Origin of the sequence: Streptomyces sp. NPDC087844, from assembly GCF_044742785.1 — a bacterium.
Lineage (GTDB): Bacteria > Actinomycetota > Actinomycetes > Streptomycetales > Streptomycetaceae > Streptomyces.
The window spans coordinates 154768-170250 of sequence record NZ_JBIUVD010000018.1; the positions used below are offsets into that span (position 1 = coordinate 154768).

General features: G+C 69.9%; 14 protein-coding genes and 1 pseudogene. 5 read left to right on the forward strand and 10 right to left on the reverse strand.

Going from position 1 to position 15483, the window contains the following annotated elements:
- Positions 1 to 9: 9 nt before the first annotated feature.
- From ACIOKD_RS30160 to nth, 3 genes are all read right to left on the reverse strand, one after another.
- Positions 10 to 1209 carry a MarP family serine protease gene (locus tag ACIOKD_RS30160; RefSeq protein WP_402090237.1) on the reverse strand — a complete coding sequence of 400 codons (1200 nt, stop codon included), beginning with the start codon at positions 1207 to 1209 and terminating at the stop codon, positions 10 to 12.
- 120 nt (positions 1210 to 1329) lie between these two features.
- Positions 1330 to 2040 (reverse strand): NUDIX hydrolase, encoded by a 711-nt coding sequence (locus ACIOKD_RS30165; RefSeq protein ID WP_402090334.1) that lies wholly within the window; start codon positions 2038 to 2040, stop codon positions 1330 to 1332.
- A 166-nt stretch (positions 2041 to 2206) separates the two neighbouring features.
- Positions 2207 to 3454, reverse strand: a complete 1248-nt coding sequence (nth, locus tag ACIOKD_RS30170) for an endonuclease III (protein ID WP_402090336.1) — start codon at positions 3452 to 3454, stop codon at positions 2207 to 2209.
- Positions 3455 to 3842: 388 nt separating this feature from the next.
- Between nth and ACIOKD_RS30175 the strand changes: the two genes are divergently transcribed.
- Positions 3843 to 4517 (forward strand): Crp/Fnr family transcriptional regulator, encoded by a 675-nt coding sequence (locus ACIOKD_RS30175; RefSeq protein WP_016642758.1) that lies wholly within the window; start codon positions 3843 to 3845, stop codon positions 4515 to 4517.
- A gap of 593 nt (positions 4518 to 5110) precedes the next feature.
- Here the strand turns inward: ACIOKD_RS30175 and ACIOKD_RS30180 are convergent.
- Both ACIOKD_RS30180 and ACIOKD_RS30185 read right to left on the reverse strand, forming a co-directional pair.
- Positions 5111 to 5323 carry a DUF4287 domain-containing protein gene (locus ACIOKD_RS30180; protein ID WP_402090239.1) on the reverse strand — a complete coding sequence of 71 codons (213 nt, stop codon included), beginning with the start codon at positions 5321 to 5323 and terminating at the stop codon, positions 5111 to 5113.
- 79 nt (positions 5324 to 5402) lie between these two features.
- Positions 5403 to 5564: pseudogene (locus ACIOKD_RS30185) on the reverse strand (DUF998 domain-containing protein); the annotation flags it as partial.
- 197 nt (positions 5565 to 5761) lie between these two features.
- Here ACIOKD_RS30185 and ACIOKD_RS30190 point away from each other — a divergent pair.
- Positions 5762 to 6661: a nucleotidyltransferase gene (locus ACIOKD_RS30190; RefSeq protein WP_402090241.1), complete on the forward strand. Its 900-nt coding sequence runs from the start codon at positions 5762 to 5764 to the stop codon at positions 6659 to 6661.
- A gap of 11 nt (positions 6662 to 6672) precedes the next feature.
- Here ACIOKD_RS30190 and ACIOKD_RS30195 read toward each other — a convergent pair whose 3' ends face one another.
- The 4 genes from ACIOKD_RS30195 to ACIOKD_RS30210 all read right to left on the reverse strand — a co-directional run bounded on the left by ACIOKD_RS30195 (position 6673) and on the right by ACIOKD_RS30210 (position 9158).
- Complete coding sequence (locus ACIOKD_RS30195) at positions 6673 to 7512, reverse strand: MBL fold metallo-hydrolase (protein ID WP_402090243.1); 840 nt, start codon at positions 7510 to 7512, stop codon at positions 6673 to 6675.
- The gene (locus tag ACIOKD_RS30200) at positions 7509 to 8426 is read right to left on the reverse strand and encodes an NUDIX hydrolase (protein WP_402090245.1); all 918 of its coding nucleotides are present in this window, start codon (positions 8424 to 8426) and stop codon (positions 7509 to 7511) included. The genes ACIOKD_RS30195 and ACIOKD_RS30200 overlap by 4 nt, the downstream gene beginning before the upstream one ends.
- 106 nt (positions 8427 to 8532) lie before the next feature.
- Positions 8533 to 9000, reverse strand: a complete 468-nt coding sequence (locus ACIOKD_RS30205; protein ID WP_402090247.1) for a RidA family protein — start codon at positions 8998 to 9000, stop codon at positions 8533 to 8535.
- Complete coding sequence (locus ACIOKD_RS30210) at positions 8997 to 9158, reverse strand: DUF4177 domain-containing protein (RefSeq protein ID WP_107018142.1); 162 nt, start codon at positions 9156 to 9158, stop codon at positions 8997 to 8999. Before ACIOKD_RS30210 ends, ACIOKD_RS30205 begins: the two co-directional genes overlap by 4 nt.
- Positions 9159 to 9380: 222 nt before the next feature.
- Here ACIOKD_RS30210 and ACIOKD_RS30215 point away from each other — a divergent pair, with 222 nt between their 5' ends.
- Together ACIOKD_RS30215 and ACIOKD_RS30220 are read left to right on the forward strand one after the other, a co-directional pair.
- Complete coding sequence (locus ACIOKD_RS30215) at positions 9381 to 10358, forward strand: ArsA-related P-loop ATPase (protein WP_402090249.1); 978 nt, start codon at positions 9381 to 9383, stop codon at positions 10356 to 10358.
- Positions 10355 to 11920 carry an ArsA family ATPase gene (locus tag ACIOKD_RS30220; protein WP_402090251.1) on the forward strand — a complete coding sequence of 522 codons (1566 nt, stop codon included), beginning with the start codon at positions 10355 to 10357 and terminating at the stop codon, positions 11918 to 11920. The genes ACIOKD_RS30215 and ACIOKD_RS30220 overlap by 4 nt, the downstream gene beginning before the upstream one ends.
- A gap of 348 nt (positions 11921 to 12268) precedes the next feature.
- On the opposite strand, the gene wblA is transcribed toward ACIOKD_RS30220, so the two are convergent.
- Positions 12269 to 12607, reverse strand: coding sequence for a transcriptional regulator WblA (gene wblA, locus ACIOKD_RS30225; RefSeq protein ID WP_055515737.1), 339 nt, complete (start codon positions 12605 to 12607; stop codon positions 12269 to 12271).
- Between the two features lie 408 nt (positions 12608 to 13015).
- Here wblA and ACIOKD_RS30230 point away from each other — a divergent pair, with 408 nt between their 5' ends.
- Positions 13016 to 15334, forward strand: coding sequence for a transglycosylase domain-containing protein (locus ACIOKD_RS30230; protein ID WP_402090253.1), 2319 nt, complete (start codon positions 13016 to 13018; stop codon positions 15332 to 15334).
- The last annotated feature ends 149 nt before the right edge of the window (positions 15335 to 15483 follow it).

Here is a 15483-nt window from a genome sequence, read left to right on the forward strand (position 1 = left end):
TGACGGGCCTCAGAGCGCGCAGCTGTCGCTGTCCACCTGCTGGTTGGCGGTGCGGCCCTTGGTGATGTCCTCCTGGATCTCGTCCACGGTCAGCGCGTAACCCGTCTCGGGGTCGTCGAGGGACTTCGCGAACACCACGCCGTACACCTTGCCGTCCGGGGTGAGCAGGGGGCCGCCGGAGTTGCCCTGGCGCACGGTCGCGAAGAGCGAGTACACCTCTCGCTTCACCGTGCCCCGGTGGTAGATGTCCGGGCCGTTGGCCGTGATGGGGCCGCGCACCCGCGCCGCGTTGATCGTGTACGAGCCGTTCTCCGGGAAGCCCGCGACGATCGCGCCGTCCGATCGGACCGCCGCCCGGGAGGAGAACTGCAGGACGGGTGCCTGCAGTTCGGGTACGTCGAGTACGGCGATGTCGCGCTCCCAGTCGTAGAGCACGACCTTCGCCGCGAGCCGCCGGCCCTTGCCGCCTATCTGGACGTACGGCTCGTCCACGCCGCCCACCACGTGCGCGTTGGTCATCACGCGGCGCTGTCCGAAGACGAAGCCGGTGCCTTCGAGGACCTTGCCGCAGCTCTGCGCGGTGCCGGTGACCTTGACGATGGAGCGCTGGGCACGGGTGGCGACCGGGCTCGTCGCGAGGGCCGGGTCGGGAGCGGCCACCTCGTCGATCTGCTCGTCCGAGAAGGGGCTGAAGACCTGCGGGAAGCCGTTCCGTGCGAGGACCGAGGAGAAGCCGTCGAACCAGGTGTCGGCCTGGGCGGGCAGGGCCCGCGCCACTCCGAGGAGCACCTTGGAGCCGCGGACCTCCTTGCCGAGCGTCGGCAGCGTCGTACCGGCCAGGGCCGAGCCGATCAGCCAGGCCACGAGGAGCATCGCCACGACGTTGACGAGGGCGCCGCCCGTGGCGTCCAGGGCGCGGGCCGGGGACCAGGTGATGTACCGGCGCAGCTTGTTGCCCAGGTGGGTGGTGAGGGCCTGGCCGACGGAGGCGCAGACGATGACCACGACCACGGCGACGACGGCGGCGGTCGTGTCGACCTTCGCGTCGTCCGTCACCGCGCCCCAGACGACGGGCAGGAGGTAGACAGCGACGAGGCCACCGCCCAGGAAACCGATCACCGACAGGATGCCGACGACGAACCCCTGGCGATAGCCCACGATCGCGAACCACACGGCGGCGACCAGCAACAGGATGTCCAGCACGTTCACTGCTTCAAGCCTCGCCTCATCACTTTGCGGTAGCCACGTCCTGGCCGGGGGGCCGGCCTGCCGCGCGGCGGCAGGGGGACACGGAGCCTCCCGGGAAGACACAGCACAGGGGCCACCCTGTCATGCGCGCCAGTCGAGCGGGACCTGCTTGTCTCGGTCCCAGGGGCGCTCCCAGCCGGCGTAGTGCAGCAGTCGGTCGATGATTCCGGCTGTGAAGCCCCACACCAGGGCCGATTCGACCAGGAATGCCGGACCTCGGTGGCCGCTGGGGTGGACCGCCGTCGCGCGGTTGGCCGGGTCCGTGAGATCCACCACGGGCACGGTGAAGACCCTCGCGGTCTCGTTCAGGTCGACCGCGTCGACCGGTGTCGGCTCGCGCCACCAGCCGAGGACGGGGGTCACCACGAAGCCGCTCACCGGGATGTAGAGCTTCGGGAGCACACCGAAGAGCTGGACGCCCCGGGGGTCGAGCCCGGTCTCCTCCTCGGCCTCGCGCAGGGCGGCCCGCAGCGGCCCGTCGGCCTGCGGGTCGCCGTCCTCGGGGTCGAGGGCGCCACCGGGGAAGGACGGCTGTCCGGCGTGCGATCTGAGCGAGGTGGCGCGCTCCATGAGCAGCAGCTCGGGACCGCGCTCGCCCTCGCCGAACAGGATCAGTACGGCCGACTGACGTCCCGCGCCGTCCTCCGGCGGCAGGAAGCGGCTCAACTGGCGGGGCTGGACCGTCTCGACGGCACGCACCACCGGGTCCAGCCAGCCCGGCAGCCCGGCCTTGGTCACGGCCGGATCGCCGTACCGCATGCCGTGCGTGCCGTCCTGCAGGTCGTGCGTCATGCCGTGCGTGCCGTCCTGCAGGTCGTGCGTCATGCTGTGCGTGCCGTCCTGCAGATCGTGCGTCATGCTGTGCGTGCCGTCCTGCAGGTCGTGCGTATGGCTCGCGCGCGTCATCGCCACCCCCGTTCTGCTGCTCTCAACGCCCGCGTAGCCGCAGATCGTTCCGTCATCCGGTGCCCCGCGAGGGTGAATCAGGCGCGGGCGCGGGCGTGGCCGGCGAGGTGGGCACGGGTGAGGCGGCGGCGGTCGCTCCGAGCGGCGGGGCCGGGATGCCGCCCGCGTCCAGGTAGGACTGCGGAGGGTTGAGGCGCTGGCCCGGGAAGCCGCCCTTCTCGTACTTCATAAGCTTCTTCGCCTTCTCCGGGTCCGTCTCGCCCTCCCCGTACGCCGGGCAGAGCGGGGCGATGGGGCAGGCGCCGCAGGCGGGTTTGCGGGCGTGGCAGATACGGCGGCCGTGGAAGATCACGTGGTGCGACAGCATCGTCCAGTCGGCCTTCGGGAAGAGTTCACCGATCGCCCGCTCGATCTTGTCGGGCTCCTTCTCGGCGGTCCACTCCCAGCGTCGTACGAGTCGCTGGAAGTGGGTGTCCACGGTGATGCCGGGCCGGCCGAAGGCGTTCCCGAGGACGACGAAGGCGGTCTTGCGGCCTACGCCGGGCAGCTTGACCAGGTCTTCGAGACGGCCGGGGACCTCGCCTCCGAAGTCGTCCCGCAGGGCCTTGGAGAGGCCCATCACCGACTTGGTCTTGGCCCGGAAGAACCCGGTGGGCCGCAGGATCTCCTCGACCTCCTCCGGGTTCGCCGCGGCCAGGTCCTCGGGCGTGGGGTACTTCGCGAAGAGCGCCGGTGTCGTCTGGTTCACCCGCAGGTCGGTCGTCTGCGCCGACAGGACGGTGGCGACCACCAGCTGGAACGGGTTCTCGAAGTCCAGCTCCGGATGGGCGTACGGGTACACCTCGGCCAGCTCGCGGTCGATACGCCGGGCCCGCCGGACGAGAGCCGTGTGCGACTCGTTCCGGGGCGGCTTGGCGGGGGCGACTCGGTCGGGGGTCACTTCGGCGGACACGGCTTTCTTCTCGGCCACGGCTTTCTTGACTGACGCGGCCCTCTTGACGGGCACCGCTTTCTTGACGGGCACCGCTGCCTCGACTGACGCGGCCTTCTTGGCTGACGCGGCCTTCTTGACGGGCACGGCTTTCGTCACGCGGGCGGCCTTCTCGGCAGCCGCCTTCACGGACGCGCTCGTCGCCCCGGACGCCCGCGCCTTGCCCACCGCAGACGCCCGCGCCTTCTTGGCGGGCGTTTTCCTGGTGGGTGCCTTCACCGGCGCACTCTTCCTCGCGGTCTCCTTTGCGGTCCTCTTCGCGGCAGCGGCCTTCTTGGCGACCGCAGCCTTCTTCGCGGCCGCGGCCATCTCCGAGGCAGCGACCCCCGCGGCCTTCCCGGCGGCCCCCGCCGCAGTCGTCGCCGGTCTCACCCCTGCCGCTTTTGTCGTTTTCTTCGCTCCACCGGAACCCTGTTCGCCCACAGCGGAATCACGACGTACACCCACGCGCCCAGCCCCCTTGGCCTGTGCTCTCACCGGCGATTTGGACACCCGGCCAGCCTAAAGCCCACCACCGACATCTGCCCCGGCCACCGTCCATCAGCCCCCAATTGGCCCCCTGCCGCACTGTCGGACACGCCGGTGCGGCAGACTTGTGACTGATCACACTGTTTGGACCGTCCAGCAAAACGGGGAACACGGACCCCTGGTACACCGGGACCAAGATCCCCTGAGCAGGTCGACAAGGAGAGAACTCGTGGACGACGTTCTGCGGCGCGCCCCGCTCTTCGCGGCGCTCGATGACGAGCAGGCCGCGGAGCTCCGCGCCTCCATGAGTGAGGTGACCCTCGCACGCGGTGACGCGCTCTTTCACGAGGGCGACCCCGGAGACCGCCTGTACGTGGTCACCGAGGGCAAGGTGAAGCTCCACCGCACCTCACCCGACGGTCGCGAGAACATGCTGGCGGTCCTCGGCCCCGGCGAGCTCATCGGCGAACTGTCGCTGTTCGACCCGGGCCCGCGGACGGCGACCGCCTCCGCGCTGACCGAGGTGAAGCTGCTGGGCCTCGGCCACGGCGACCTCCAGCCCTGGCTGAACGCACGGCCCGAGGTGGCCGCCGCCCTGCTGCGCGCCGTCGCCCGGCGGCTGCGCAAGACCAACGACCAGATGTCCGACCTGGTCTTCTCCGACGTGCCGGGCCGGGTGGCCCGCGCGCTCCTGGACCTCTCGCGCCGCTTCGGCGTGCAGTCCGAGGAGGGCATCCACGTCGTGCACGACCTGACCCAGGAGGAACTGGCCCAGCTGGTCGGCGCCTCCCGTGAGACGGTCAACAAGGCGCTCGCCGACTTCGCGGGCCGCGGCTGGCTCCGCCTGGAGGCCCGTGCGGTGATCCTGCTGGACGTGGAGCGCCTCGCGAAGCGCTCACGCTAGGCGTCGCGTCGCCACAGGGCTCGCGCCGACGGTACGTCACGGCTTCGTACTGCGGCATCTCACGACTTCTCACTGAAGGCCCTGCTTCTTACAAGAAGGGTTCTTACAAGAAGGGCCCCGCCTCACGGCAGGGCCCTTCTTGTGCGCAGGCCGTTTGTGCGCAGGCCGTCCGATGGTCGTGCACCGCTACGGGGACCGCGCGACCGTGTTCGATCCCCTCGGCGGACGCGTCCTGGCCCAACGCCGGGCTGCCCGGTTTCGCCTTCGAGGCCCGTCCGGCCGCCTTCGGGACCCATTTGGCTGTTGGTCTCCGACGCGGTCAGGGACACCCACCGCCTGCGCGCGTTCCGCCGACGATGAACGTTGACAAGGCCCCGGAGTCCTAGCCCGGATATGGAATAAGGGAACAAGTAACCCGCCGCTAGGTTGCAGGGGTCGCTTCTCTGCCGTTTTCCGGCGCCAGGCGCCTCCCCGGTCCCCGATCGACCGGGGACCGGGCCGGAGACCGGGCCGGGGACCGGACAAGCACCGTGGCCTCCTGCGGTTGATCACGCGAGAGGCCACGGTCACCCCTGTTTGAAGTCAGACGCGGTTCACTTTCCGCTGTCTTCGGCGAGGGTGTGCGCGACGAGCGCGTTGGCGTGGCCGTGGCCCAGGCCGTGCTCGGTCTTGAGCCAGGAGACGAGCTCCAAGTGCTTGGTCAGGGGCGAGGAGCGGATGAGGTTCTTCCACTCGGCGATCGGGCGGCCGTACTTCTTCTCGATCGAGGGGAAGTAGCTGGCGGGGCCCTTCACTGGTTCGGTCATGCTGCTGAGTCCCGTCTGTTCGTGTTTAGTGATCTTGGATTGTCGTCTTGCCGGGAGTGGCGGGAAAGGGAGGGGGTGGCTACCGCCTCGCCGGGGGCGCCGCGGCCATCAGACGCGTGGTGACCGCGGCGAGCCAGAGGAGGCCGAGTCCGGCTCCGGCGGTGAAGGCCAGGACGGTGGCGGACGAGCCGACGAACCCCGCGAGGACTCCCACCGGCGCGATGCGGGAGGCGACGGCCCACCAGACACCCCTACAAGAGGGCTGTCGTCTCGGTCAAAAAGCAACTGGATCTCCGCACAGCGGGGAGCGGCATGGCCAACCTGGTCTACAAACGGGTGTCGACCGACCAGCCTAATTGCCGGGTCCTCGATCCTGGTCCTCGGCCAGGACGCGAAAATGACATGCCCGCGCAGCCCTCGCCCGGGCACAGTGGTCGTATGTCGAAGAGAGGGCTCGACGCCCTGGGTTACATCGAGCGCGAAGGTTCCCCCGGTCGCGTACAGGCGGCGTTCCGGCCGGTCGCCGCCGCGGCCCGTGACCGGATGCTGGACGTCTTCGGGGCCCGGCTGCACAGCGCGTACCTCTACGGGTCGATTCCGCGCGGCACCGCGCGCGTGGGCCGTTCCGACCTCGACATGCTGCTGGCCCTGCGCGAGGAGCCCACGGAGGCGGACCGGGCGGACGCGCGGACGCTCGACGAGGCCCTCGACAAGGAGTTCGCCCAGATCGACGGGGCCGGGACGCTGCTGGTCGGCCGGGCGCAGGTGCTGAGCGACCTGGAGAGGCACGACCTCGGTTGGTTCGTCGCGTGCCTCTGTACGCCGCTGCTGGGCGAGGACCTCGCCGAGGAACTGCCGCGCTACCGGCCCGACCCACTCCTCGCCCGCGAGACGAACGGCGACCTCGCGCTGCTGCTCCCGCGCTGGCGCGAGCGGATCGCCGGAGTTACCGAAGTCGCTGGAGTCACCGAAGCCGCGGGGGTCACGAGGGTCACGGGAGTCACGGGAGTCACCGTGGCGGGCGGCTCGGAGGAGGAGGCAGCCCTGCGGCCCCTCGTGCGCTACATGTCCCGCCATCTCGTCCGGACGGGCTTCACGCTCGTCATGCCCCTCTGGAACGGTTGGACGAGCGATCTGGCGGAGATGGCCGAGGTGTTCGCCGCGTACTACCCGGAGCGGGACCACCCGCGGCGGGCCGCCCAGCTGCGGGAGGCCGCCGTCCTCGGCCACGAGCCGGTCGGCGACCGTGCCGTCCTGCGGTCGTACGCCGACGATCTCGGCCCATGGCTCGCCGAGGAGTACGCGCGCGTGCACGGCGTCAAGAAAGCGCGCCCCTGAGCGCCCGACGTTCACTCCCGGCCGATGAGCCCGTGCTCCTTGAGGTAGTCCAGCTGCGCCCGTACCGACAGTTCCGCCGCCGGCCACAGGGAGCGGTCGACGTCCGCGTAGACGTGCGCGACGACCTGGGACGGGTCCGTGCAGCCGTCCTCGACGGCCGTCTCGACCTGGGCCAGGCGGTGGGCCCGGTGGGCCAGGTAGAACTCCACGGCTCCCTGGGCGTCCTCCAGGACCGGCCCGTGGCCCGGCAGGACCGTGTGCACGCCGTCGTCGACCGTCAGTGACCTCAGCCGCCGCAGGGAGTCCAGGTAGTCGCCCAGCCGCCCGTCGGGATGGGCCACGAGCGTGGTGCCCCGGCCCAGGACCGTGTCGCCGGTCAGCACGGCCCGGTCGGCGGGCAGATGGAAGCAGAGCGAGTCGGAGGTGTGGCCGGGCGTCGGTACGACCCGCAGCTCCAGTCCGCCCGTCGTGATCACGTTCCCGGCGGCCAGGCCCTCGTCGCCGAGCCGCAGCGCCGGGTCGAGCGCCCGTACCTTCGTGCCCGTCAGTTCGGCGAATCGCGCGGCGCCCTCGGCGTGGTCCGGGTGCCCGTGCGTCAGCAGGGTCAGGGCGACCCGCTTGCCGGCCTTCTCGGCGGCGTCGACGACAGCGCGCAGGTGCACGTCGTCCAGGGGCCCCGGATCGACGACCACCGCCAGTTCGGAGTCCGGCTCGGCCACGATCCAGGTGTTCGTGCCGTCCAAGGTCATCGCGGACGCGTTCGGAGCGAGGACGTTGACGGCACGCCGGGTGGCGGGGCCGGAGAGCACCCCGCCGCGCGGCTGGCCGGGCAGTGCTGCGGCGTCGGTCATGCGGAGGCTCCACCGGTCGGGATGCGCTTGGTGAACTCGTCGTGGCCCGGCCAGCTGAGGACCAGCTCGCCGTCCACCAGCCGGGCCTGTGCCAGAACGGGTGTCATGTCCCGCCCGGGCGCCGCCGCGAGGGCCTCGGCGGCGGTCCCGTACGCGCCGAGCTGGCGCAGGGTCGCGATGGTGGGCGGCATCATCAGGAGGTCGCCCCTGTCGTAGCCGTCCATCGCCTCCGAAGGGCGGATCCAGACGGTGCGGTCGGCCTCGGTGGAGGCGTTCCGGGTGCGCTGGCCCTTCGGGAGGACGGCCACGAAGAAGAAGGTGTCGTAGCGGCGGGGCTCGAACTCGGGGGTGATCCAGCGCGTCCAGGCGCCCAGGAGGTCGGAGCGCAGCACGAGCCCCCTGCGGTCGAGGAACTCGGCGAAGGAGAGGTCGCGGGCGACGAGCGCCGCCCGGTCGGTCTCCCAGTCGTCCCCGGTGGTGTCGCCGACCACGGTGTCCGCGGCCGGGCCCGCGAGCAGGACGCCCGCCTCCTCGTACGTCTCGCGGACCGCCGCGCAGACGATCGCCTGGGCGGAGGCCTCGTCGACGCCGAGCCGCGACGCCCACCACGCGCGCTTGGGGCCCGCCCAGCGGACGTGGTGGTCGTCGTCCCTGGGGTCCACACCGCCGCCCGGATACGCGTACGCGCCTCCGGCGAAGGCCATGGAGGCGCGTCTGCGCAGCATGTGCACGGCAGGACGGGAGCCGGTGCCCCCGGAGCCGGAGCCGGTCTCCTCGGGGTCGGGGCCCGGGCCGGTGTCCTTGAGCAGCATGACGGTGGCCGCCCGCCTGGGGACGACCGGTGTGAGCGTGCCCTCCGCGAGTGCGCGGATCCTCTCGGGCCACTCCGGGGGGTACCACTGCCCATTCGCCATGAGCGGAGGCTATCCCGGAGTGAGCTGATGTTCGAGAGGCAACAATCGGTCCCCAGGAGAGCCCCATCAGCGCGTCGTCTCCCCGGTGAGACAGGCGAAAGCGTGCTTAGGCCTCCGTCAGCTCCACCTGGATCTCGACCTCCACGGGCGCGTCGAGCGGCAGCACCGCCACGCCGACCGCGCTGCGCGCGTGCACGCCCTTGTCGCCGAGGACCTCGCCCAGGAGCTCGCTCGCGCCGTTCAGGACGGCGGGCTGGCCGGTGAAGTCGGCCGCCGAGGCGACGAAGCCGACGACCTTCACCACGCGCGCGATGCGGTCGAGGTCACCCGCGACCGACTTGACCGCCGCGAGGGCGTTCAGCGCGCAGGTGCGGGCCAGTTCCTTGGCCTCCTCCGGGGTGACCTCCGCGCCCACCTTGCCGGTGAGCGGAAGCTTGCCGTCCACCATCGGGAGCTGGCCGGCCGTGTACACGTACACGCCCGACCGCACGGCGGGCTGGTACGCGGCCAGCGGCGGCACGACGTCCGGCAGGGTCAGCCCCAGTTCGGCCAGTTTCGCCTCGACAGCGCTCACGCGGCCCGCTCCCGCTTCAGGTAGGCGACGAGCTGCTCGGGGTTGTTCGGCCCGGGTACGACCTGGACGAGCTCCCAGCCGTCCTCGCCCCAGGTGTCCAGAATCTGCTTCGTGGCGTGGACGAGCAGAGGCACGGTTGCGTATTCCCACTTGGTCATGGGGGCGACTGTATCCGCTGGCGCGGCCCGCCTTTCCTGGACCTCCGCCCACCACCCGGCCGAGGCCGGGACGAGGCCGGGACGAGGCCGGGGGCTACGACCGGGCCGATGACTGGGCAGGGCGCTCCCTGGGCACCCGTATGCGAAGCAGGGCCCCGCGGCCCATGCGAAGCAGGGCCCCACGGCCACCGCACCACCCAGTGAGGAATTAGGCTCGAAGACGTGAGCAGGCTTCAGGTCGTCAGCGGCAAGGGCGGTACCGGAAAGACCACGGTCGCCGCAGCACTCGCGCTCGCCCTCGCGACCGAGGGCAAACGTGCCCTTCTGGTCGAGGTCGAGGGCAGACAGGGCATCGCGCAGCTCTTCGAGGCGCAGGCGCTGCCCTACGAGGAGCGGAAGATCGCCGTCGCTCCCGGCGGCGGGGAGGTGTACGCACTCGCCATCGACCCCGAGCTGGCCCTTCTGGACTACCTACAGATGTTCTACAAGCTCGGCGGCGCGGGCCGTGCCCTGAAGAAACTGGGCGCCATCGACTTCGCGACCACCATCGCGCCGGGCCTGCGGGACGTACTCCTGACGGGCAAGGCCTGTGAGGCCGTACGCCGCAAGGACAAGCGTGGGCGGTTCGCGTACGACTACGTGGTGATGGACGCGCCGCCGACCGGGCGGATCACCCGCTTCCTGAACGTGAACGACGAGGTGGCCGGGCTCGCCAGGATCGGTCCGATACACAATCAGGCGCAGGCCGTGATGCGGGTACTCAAGTCGCCCGAGACCGCCGTGCACCTGGTGACGCTCCTGGAGGAGATGCCCGTTCAGGAGACCGCCGACGGCATCGCGGAGCTGCGTGCCGCGCGGCTGCCGGTGGGGCGGACCATCGTGAACATGGTGCGGCCCGCGATCCTGGACGAGGTCGACCTGGAGCTCGCGCGCGAGACGCCGCGCACGGCCGTCGCCAAGTCGCTGTCGGCCGCCGGGCTCGGCGGCGCGCGCCGCGGCGGGGTCGCCGAGCGCCTGGTGGATCCGCTGCTGCACCAGGCGGACGAGTACGCCGAGCGGTACGCGCTGGAGCGCGAGCAGCGGGCGGTGCTCCAGGGCCTGGAGCTGCCGCTGCACGAACTCCCGTTGCTCGCTGAGGGAATGGACCTCGCGGGCCTGTACGAACTCGCCAAGGCACTGCGTCAGCAAGGGATCTCATGAGTCAGGACCCGGCCCGCGCAAACGATTCTGTCCGCGGACGCGAACCCGCCACAGAACGTGGAGCCACCGGTACGCCGGGCCCCGCCAGCACGTCTGGGGCCAGCACGTCTGAGGTTCGCGCGTCTGAGGCCCGCACACCTGAGGCCCGCACGTCTGAGGTTCGCGCGATCGATCCCGCGTCCGCCGCCGTCCTGGGGGTCGACGCCCTGATCGACGATCCCGGGACCCGCATCGTGGTCTGCTGCGGTTCGGGCGGCGTCGGCAAGACCACCACCGCGGCGGCGCTGGGACTGCGGGCCGCCGAACGCGGCCGCAAGGTGGTCGTCCTCACCATCGACCCGGCACGCAGGCTCGCCCAGTCGATGGGCATCGACGCGCTCGACAACACCCCGCGCCGGGTGAAGGGCATCGACGACTCCGCGAGCGGCGAGCTGCACGCGATGATGCTCGACATGAAGCGCACCTTCGACGAGATCGTCGAGGCGCACGCGGACCGCGAGCGGGCGGCCACGATCCTGAACAACCCCTTCTACCAGTCGCTCTCCGCCGGTTTCGCGGGCACGCAGGAGTACATGGCGATGGAGAAGCTGGGGCAGCTGAGGGCGCGCGAGGAGTGGGACCTCATCGTCGTCGACACGCCGCCCTCACGCTCGGCCCTCGACTTCCTGGACGCCCCGAAACGGCTCGGGTCGTTCCTGGACGGCAAGCTCATCCGGCTGCTGACCGCGCCGGCGAAGCTGGGCGGCCGGGCCGGAATGAAGTTCCTGAACGTAGGGATGTCGATAATGACCGGCACCCTCGGCAAGCTGCTGGGCGGCCAGCTCCTCAAGGACGTGCAGACGTTCGTGGCCGCCATGGACACCACCTTCGGCGGTTTCCGTACCCGCGCGGACGCCACGTACAAGCTGCTCCAGGCGCCCGGTACGGCGTTCCTGGTCGTCGCGGCCCCGGAGCGGGACGCGCTGCGCGAGGCGGCGTACTTCGTGGAGCGGCTGGCCGCGGAGGAGATGCCGCTCGCTGGTCTCGTGCTGAACCGGGTCCATGGCAGCGGTGCCACCCAGCTGTCCGCCGAGCGCGCGCTCGCCGCCGCGGAAAATCTTGCCGAGGCCCGCATTGTGGATCAGTTGGGCGGGAAAGCTGGACTTCGTAACTCTCCCGACACGTACGGCAGTTCAGAACCACCCGCTACCGAGACCGCCGTTCCCGAGGCTCCCTCATCCGACGCAGGCTCCCCCGCCGCGGACCGGACCAGTGCCGACGGAGCCGGAACGGACGACGATCCCAGCACGGAAGACCGCAGCGCTGAACACCGCAGCACTGAACACCGCAGCACGGAAGGCCGCACCGTCGAACAACTCACCGCAGGCCTGCTGAGGCTGCACGCCGAACGTATGCAACTGCTCTCCCGCGAGCAGCGCACACGCGATCGCTTCGCCGCGCTCCACCCCGAGGTGGCGGTGGCCGAAGTGGCCGCGCTCCCCGGCGATGTGCACGACCTCGCGGGACTGCGGCACATCGGGAACCGGCTCGCGGCCGACATCTCACCGACCGAAGCTTCTTGAGCCCGAGGGACGGTCCGAGGGACGGTCCGAGGGACGCTCCCTGAATGCCTCTCGGGGATCTGATGCCTCTCGGAGATGCCTCTCGGGCGGAGATGCCTCTCGGGGCCCAGAGGGCCCCTTGTGGCGTGCGCCGTCGCACGTTGCTCACGGCGCTCTACGTTGCCCGGTCGCCGTACATCGCCTACGGCGCGCACAGCACGTACGGCACACGTACGGCACGCACATCACGTACATCGCGTACGGCGTCGTACGGGGGTCATGTGGACGTCACTCGCACCTCCGAGTACGCCACTCGCACCTCTGGCGCATACGGAACCACCGTGAGTCCGCTGCGTGCGCGGAGCCCGGTCAGCCCACCGCTGCGTAGTTCTCGTACACCTCTTCCTCGTCGAGAGGCAGGATTCCCGCCCCTCGCTCGTACTCGGTACGCGCGGTTTCCAGCAGCCTGCGCCAAGAGGTGACGGTTGGTCGCCTGCGCAGCAGTGCGCGGCGCTCCCGCTCCGTCATCCCTCCCCACACGCCGAACTCGACGCGGTTGTCCAACGCGTCGGCCAGGCACTCCGTGCGCACCGGGCATCCGGTGCACACTGCCTTCGCCCGGTTCTGCGCTGCTCCTTGAACGAACAGTTCATCCGGATCGGTAGTGCGGCAGGCCGCCTGCGCACTCCAGTCGGTTACCCAGCCCATACCGGCGCCGTCCTCTCCCGAATCGAGGCTCCCCCACGGCGGCAGCGGCATATTCACCGCTACCAGTTCAGGACGTTACGGAAGGTGGGCACAGTCAACCAGCCCCTTCGGGCCCAATCTTGAATGGCCCGAATGGACTATGGGTACGCGACAGATCACCCAACGGAGTGACCCGGCGACATATATGACCTTCCCGGCAAACCGGGGCAGTTGAGTTGCGTCACAACGGGCACCAGGTGACACATGAGGCGGATTCGGGCACGTCCTCAACAAAAAAGTCGAGTGTCGACCGAACCAATCAGGGGTCACCGGACGTATTGATACGTGGCCCTACTGCTGTGACAGTTGAGAGCAGCTTAGGCCAATGCCTATACGCGTGTCCGGCGAATGAGAACGTAGGCTGCCCTCATGCCAAAGAAGCGTTCCGGCGGTGGTCTGTCTCCCACGCAGCAGGCCGCCAAGTTCCTCGGTGTCAGTGTGCTCGCGGGGGCCGTCATGGCCGGGATCGCCGTGCCGGCGTTCGGTGCGCTCGGACTCGCGGCCAAGGGTTCGGTCGAGGGATTCGACGAGATCCCGGCCAACCTGAAGCGGCCCCCGCTGAGCCAGCGCACCACGATCCTGGACAACCAGGGCGGCCAGATCGCCACGGTCTACTCGCGTGACCGCACGGTGGTCGACCTCAAGGACATCTCGCCGTACCTGCAGAAGGCGATCGTCGCGATCGAGGACGCGCGGTTCTACGAGCACGGCGCGGTCGACCTCAAGGGCGTCCTGCGGGCCCTCAACAAGAACGCGCAGAGCGGCAACGTCTCGGAGGGCGCCTCGACGCTCACCCAGCAGTACGTGAAGAACGTCTTCGTGGAGGAGGCCGGCAACGACCCGACGAAGGTCGCCCAGGCCACCCAGCAGACCCTCGGCCGCAAGGTCCGCGAGCTGAAGTTCGCGATCCAGGTCGAGGAGGAGCTGGGCAAGAAGAAGATCCTTGAGAACTACCTGAACATCACGTTCTTCGGTCAGCAGGCCTACGGCGTGGAGGCGGCGGCCCAGCGTTACTTCTCCAAGTCCGCCAAGGACCTGGAGGTGCAGGAGGCCGCGCTGCTGGCCGGCATCGTCCAGTCGCCGACCCGGTACGACCCGGTCAACGACGAGGCCGAGGCCACGAAGCGGCGCAACGTGGTGCTGCAGCGCATGGCCGAGGTGCACGACATCTCGCAGGCGGAGGCAGCCGCGGCCAAGAAGAAGCCGCTCGGCCTGAAGGTCAGCAAGCCGAACAACGGCTGCATCACGGCCGTCAAGGACTCCAGCTTCTTCTGCGACTACGTGCGTGAGGTGTTCCTGACCGACCCGACCTTCGGCAAGACCCAGAAGGCGCGGGCCAAGGTCTGGAACCAGGGCGGTCTGACGATCCGTACGACGCTCGACCCGCAGGCGCAGAAGTCGGTCCAGACCTCGCTCAAGAGCCACGTCAACAAGTCGGACAAGGTCGCGGCGGCGTCGACGCTCGTGGAGCCCGGCTCCGGCAAGATCCTGGCGATGGGCCAGTCGAAGCCGTACGGCTACGGCAAGAACGAGACCGAGATCAACTACTCGGTCGACCAGAAGATGGGCGGCTCGAACTTCGGCTTCCCGACCGGTTCGACGTTCAAGCCGTTCCTGGCCGCGGCGGCCCTGGAGGGCGGCAAGCCGGCCACGCAGTCCTATCCCGCGCCGTACCAGATGCCGTACCCCGACAGCGTCCAGGCCTGCGGCGGAAAGACCTGGCGCAACAGCGAGAACGCGAAGGTCGAGAACGAGGACGAGGCGGAGGTCGGCCCGTACCCGCTGAAGAAGGCCATGGCGCTGTCGGTCAACACCTACTTCGTGCAGATGCTCGAAGACATCGGGATGTGCCCGGTGGTGGAGATGACCGACAAGCTGGGCGTCGTGCAGGGCAACGGCACCAAGCTGCCCGAGCAGCCCTCGTCGATGACCCTCGGCTCCACCGGAATCTCGCCGCTGACCATGGCGAGCGCGTACGCCGCCTTCGCCAACCGGGGCACGTACTGCACGCCGGTCGCGATCGCGTCGATCAGCCAGCAGCTCGGCGGTGAGAAGAAGTCCCTGCCGGTTCCGAAGTCGTCGTGCTCGCGCGCGATGTCGGAGACCACCGCGGACACGATCAACACGCTGCTGAGCGGTGTGGTCGACTCCGGTACGGGCCAGGAGGCCGGTCTCACCGACCGCGCCAACGCAGGCAAGACCGGTACGACGGACTTCCGTAAGAACGCCTGGTTCGTCGGTTACACGCCGAACCTGTCCGGCGCGGTCTGGGTCGGCAGCGCCACCCAGAAGGTCAAGATGGTCAACATCACCATCGGCGGGACGTGGCACGAGAAGGTCTTCGGCGGCGCGGTGCCAGGACCGATCTGGAAGGACGCCATGACCGGCGCCCTGTCCGGCAAGGAGTCCCCGAGCTTCAACCTCGTCAACATCCCCGACGCCAAGGACCGGGACAAGGACCGCGACCGGGACGACGACAACAACGGGGACGACGGCGACGACGGCGACAACGGCAACGACAACGGGAACGGAAACGGGGAGAACCGGGGAAATGACAACGGGGGCGGCACCGACGGTGGCCAGCCCCAGATCCCCACGCCGACCTTCTCCATCCCCGACGAGTGGACGATCGGCGGGAACGACAACGGCGGCGGGAACGGGAACGGTGGCGGCGGCAACTGGCCGTAGACCGACCTGACTCCTACCTGCCTTGCTGCTCAGCCTGCTCCACCTGCTCTGCTGCTCCACTTGCTCAGCCCGTACGCCGATGGGGGCGCCCCTTGTTCTGAGGGGCGCCCCCATCGGCGTACGGCTGGCTGCGGCGGCCGGCTGGAGTG

Coding starts and splice junctions, on each gene's coding strand:
- ACIOKD_RS30165 (WP_402090334.1), bottom strand. CDS start 2,040: ATGACGCACGACCTGCAGGACGGCACGCACGGCATGCGGTACGGCGAT.
- nth (WP_402090336.1), bottom strand. CDS start 3,454: ATGGCCGCGGCCGCGAAGAAGGCTGCGGTCGCCAAGAAGGCCGCTGCC.
- ACIOKD_RS30180 (WP_402090239.1), bottom strand. CDS start 5,323: ATGACCGAACCAGTGAAGGGCCCCGCCAGCTACTTCCCCTCGATCGAG.
- ACIOKD_RS30190 (WP_402090241.1), top strand. CDS start 5,762: ATGTCGAAGAGAGGGCTCGACGCCCTGGGTTACATCGAGCGCGAAGGT.
- ACIOKD_RS30195 (WP_402090243.1), bottom strand. CDS start 7,512: ATGACCGACGCCGCAGCACTGCCCGGCCAGCCGCGCGGCGGGGTGCTC.
- ACIOKD_RS30200 (WP_402090245.1), bottom strand. CDS start 8,426: ATGGCGAATGGGCAGTGGTACCCCCCGGAGTGGCCCGAGAGGATCCGC.
- ACIOKD_RS30210 (WP_107018142.1), bottom strand. CDS start 9,158: ATGACCAAGTGGGAATACGCAACCGTGCCTCTGCTCGTCCACGCCACG.
- ACIOKD_RS30220 (WP_402090251.1), top strand. CDS start 10,355: ATGAGTCAGGACCCGGCCCGCGCAAACGATTCTGTCCGCGGACGCGAA.
- wblA (WP_055515737.1), bottom strand. CDS start 12,607: ATGGGCTGGGTAACCGACTGGAGTGCGCAGGCGGCCTGCCGCACTACC.
- ACIOKD_RS30230 (WP_402090253.1), top strand. CDS start 13,016: ATGCCAAAGAAGCGTTCCGGCGGTGGTCTGTCTCCCACGCAGCAGGCC.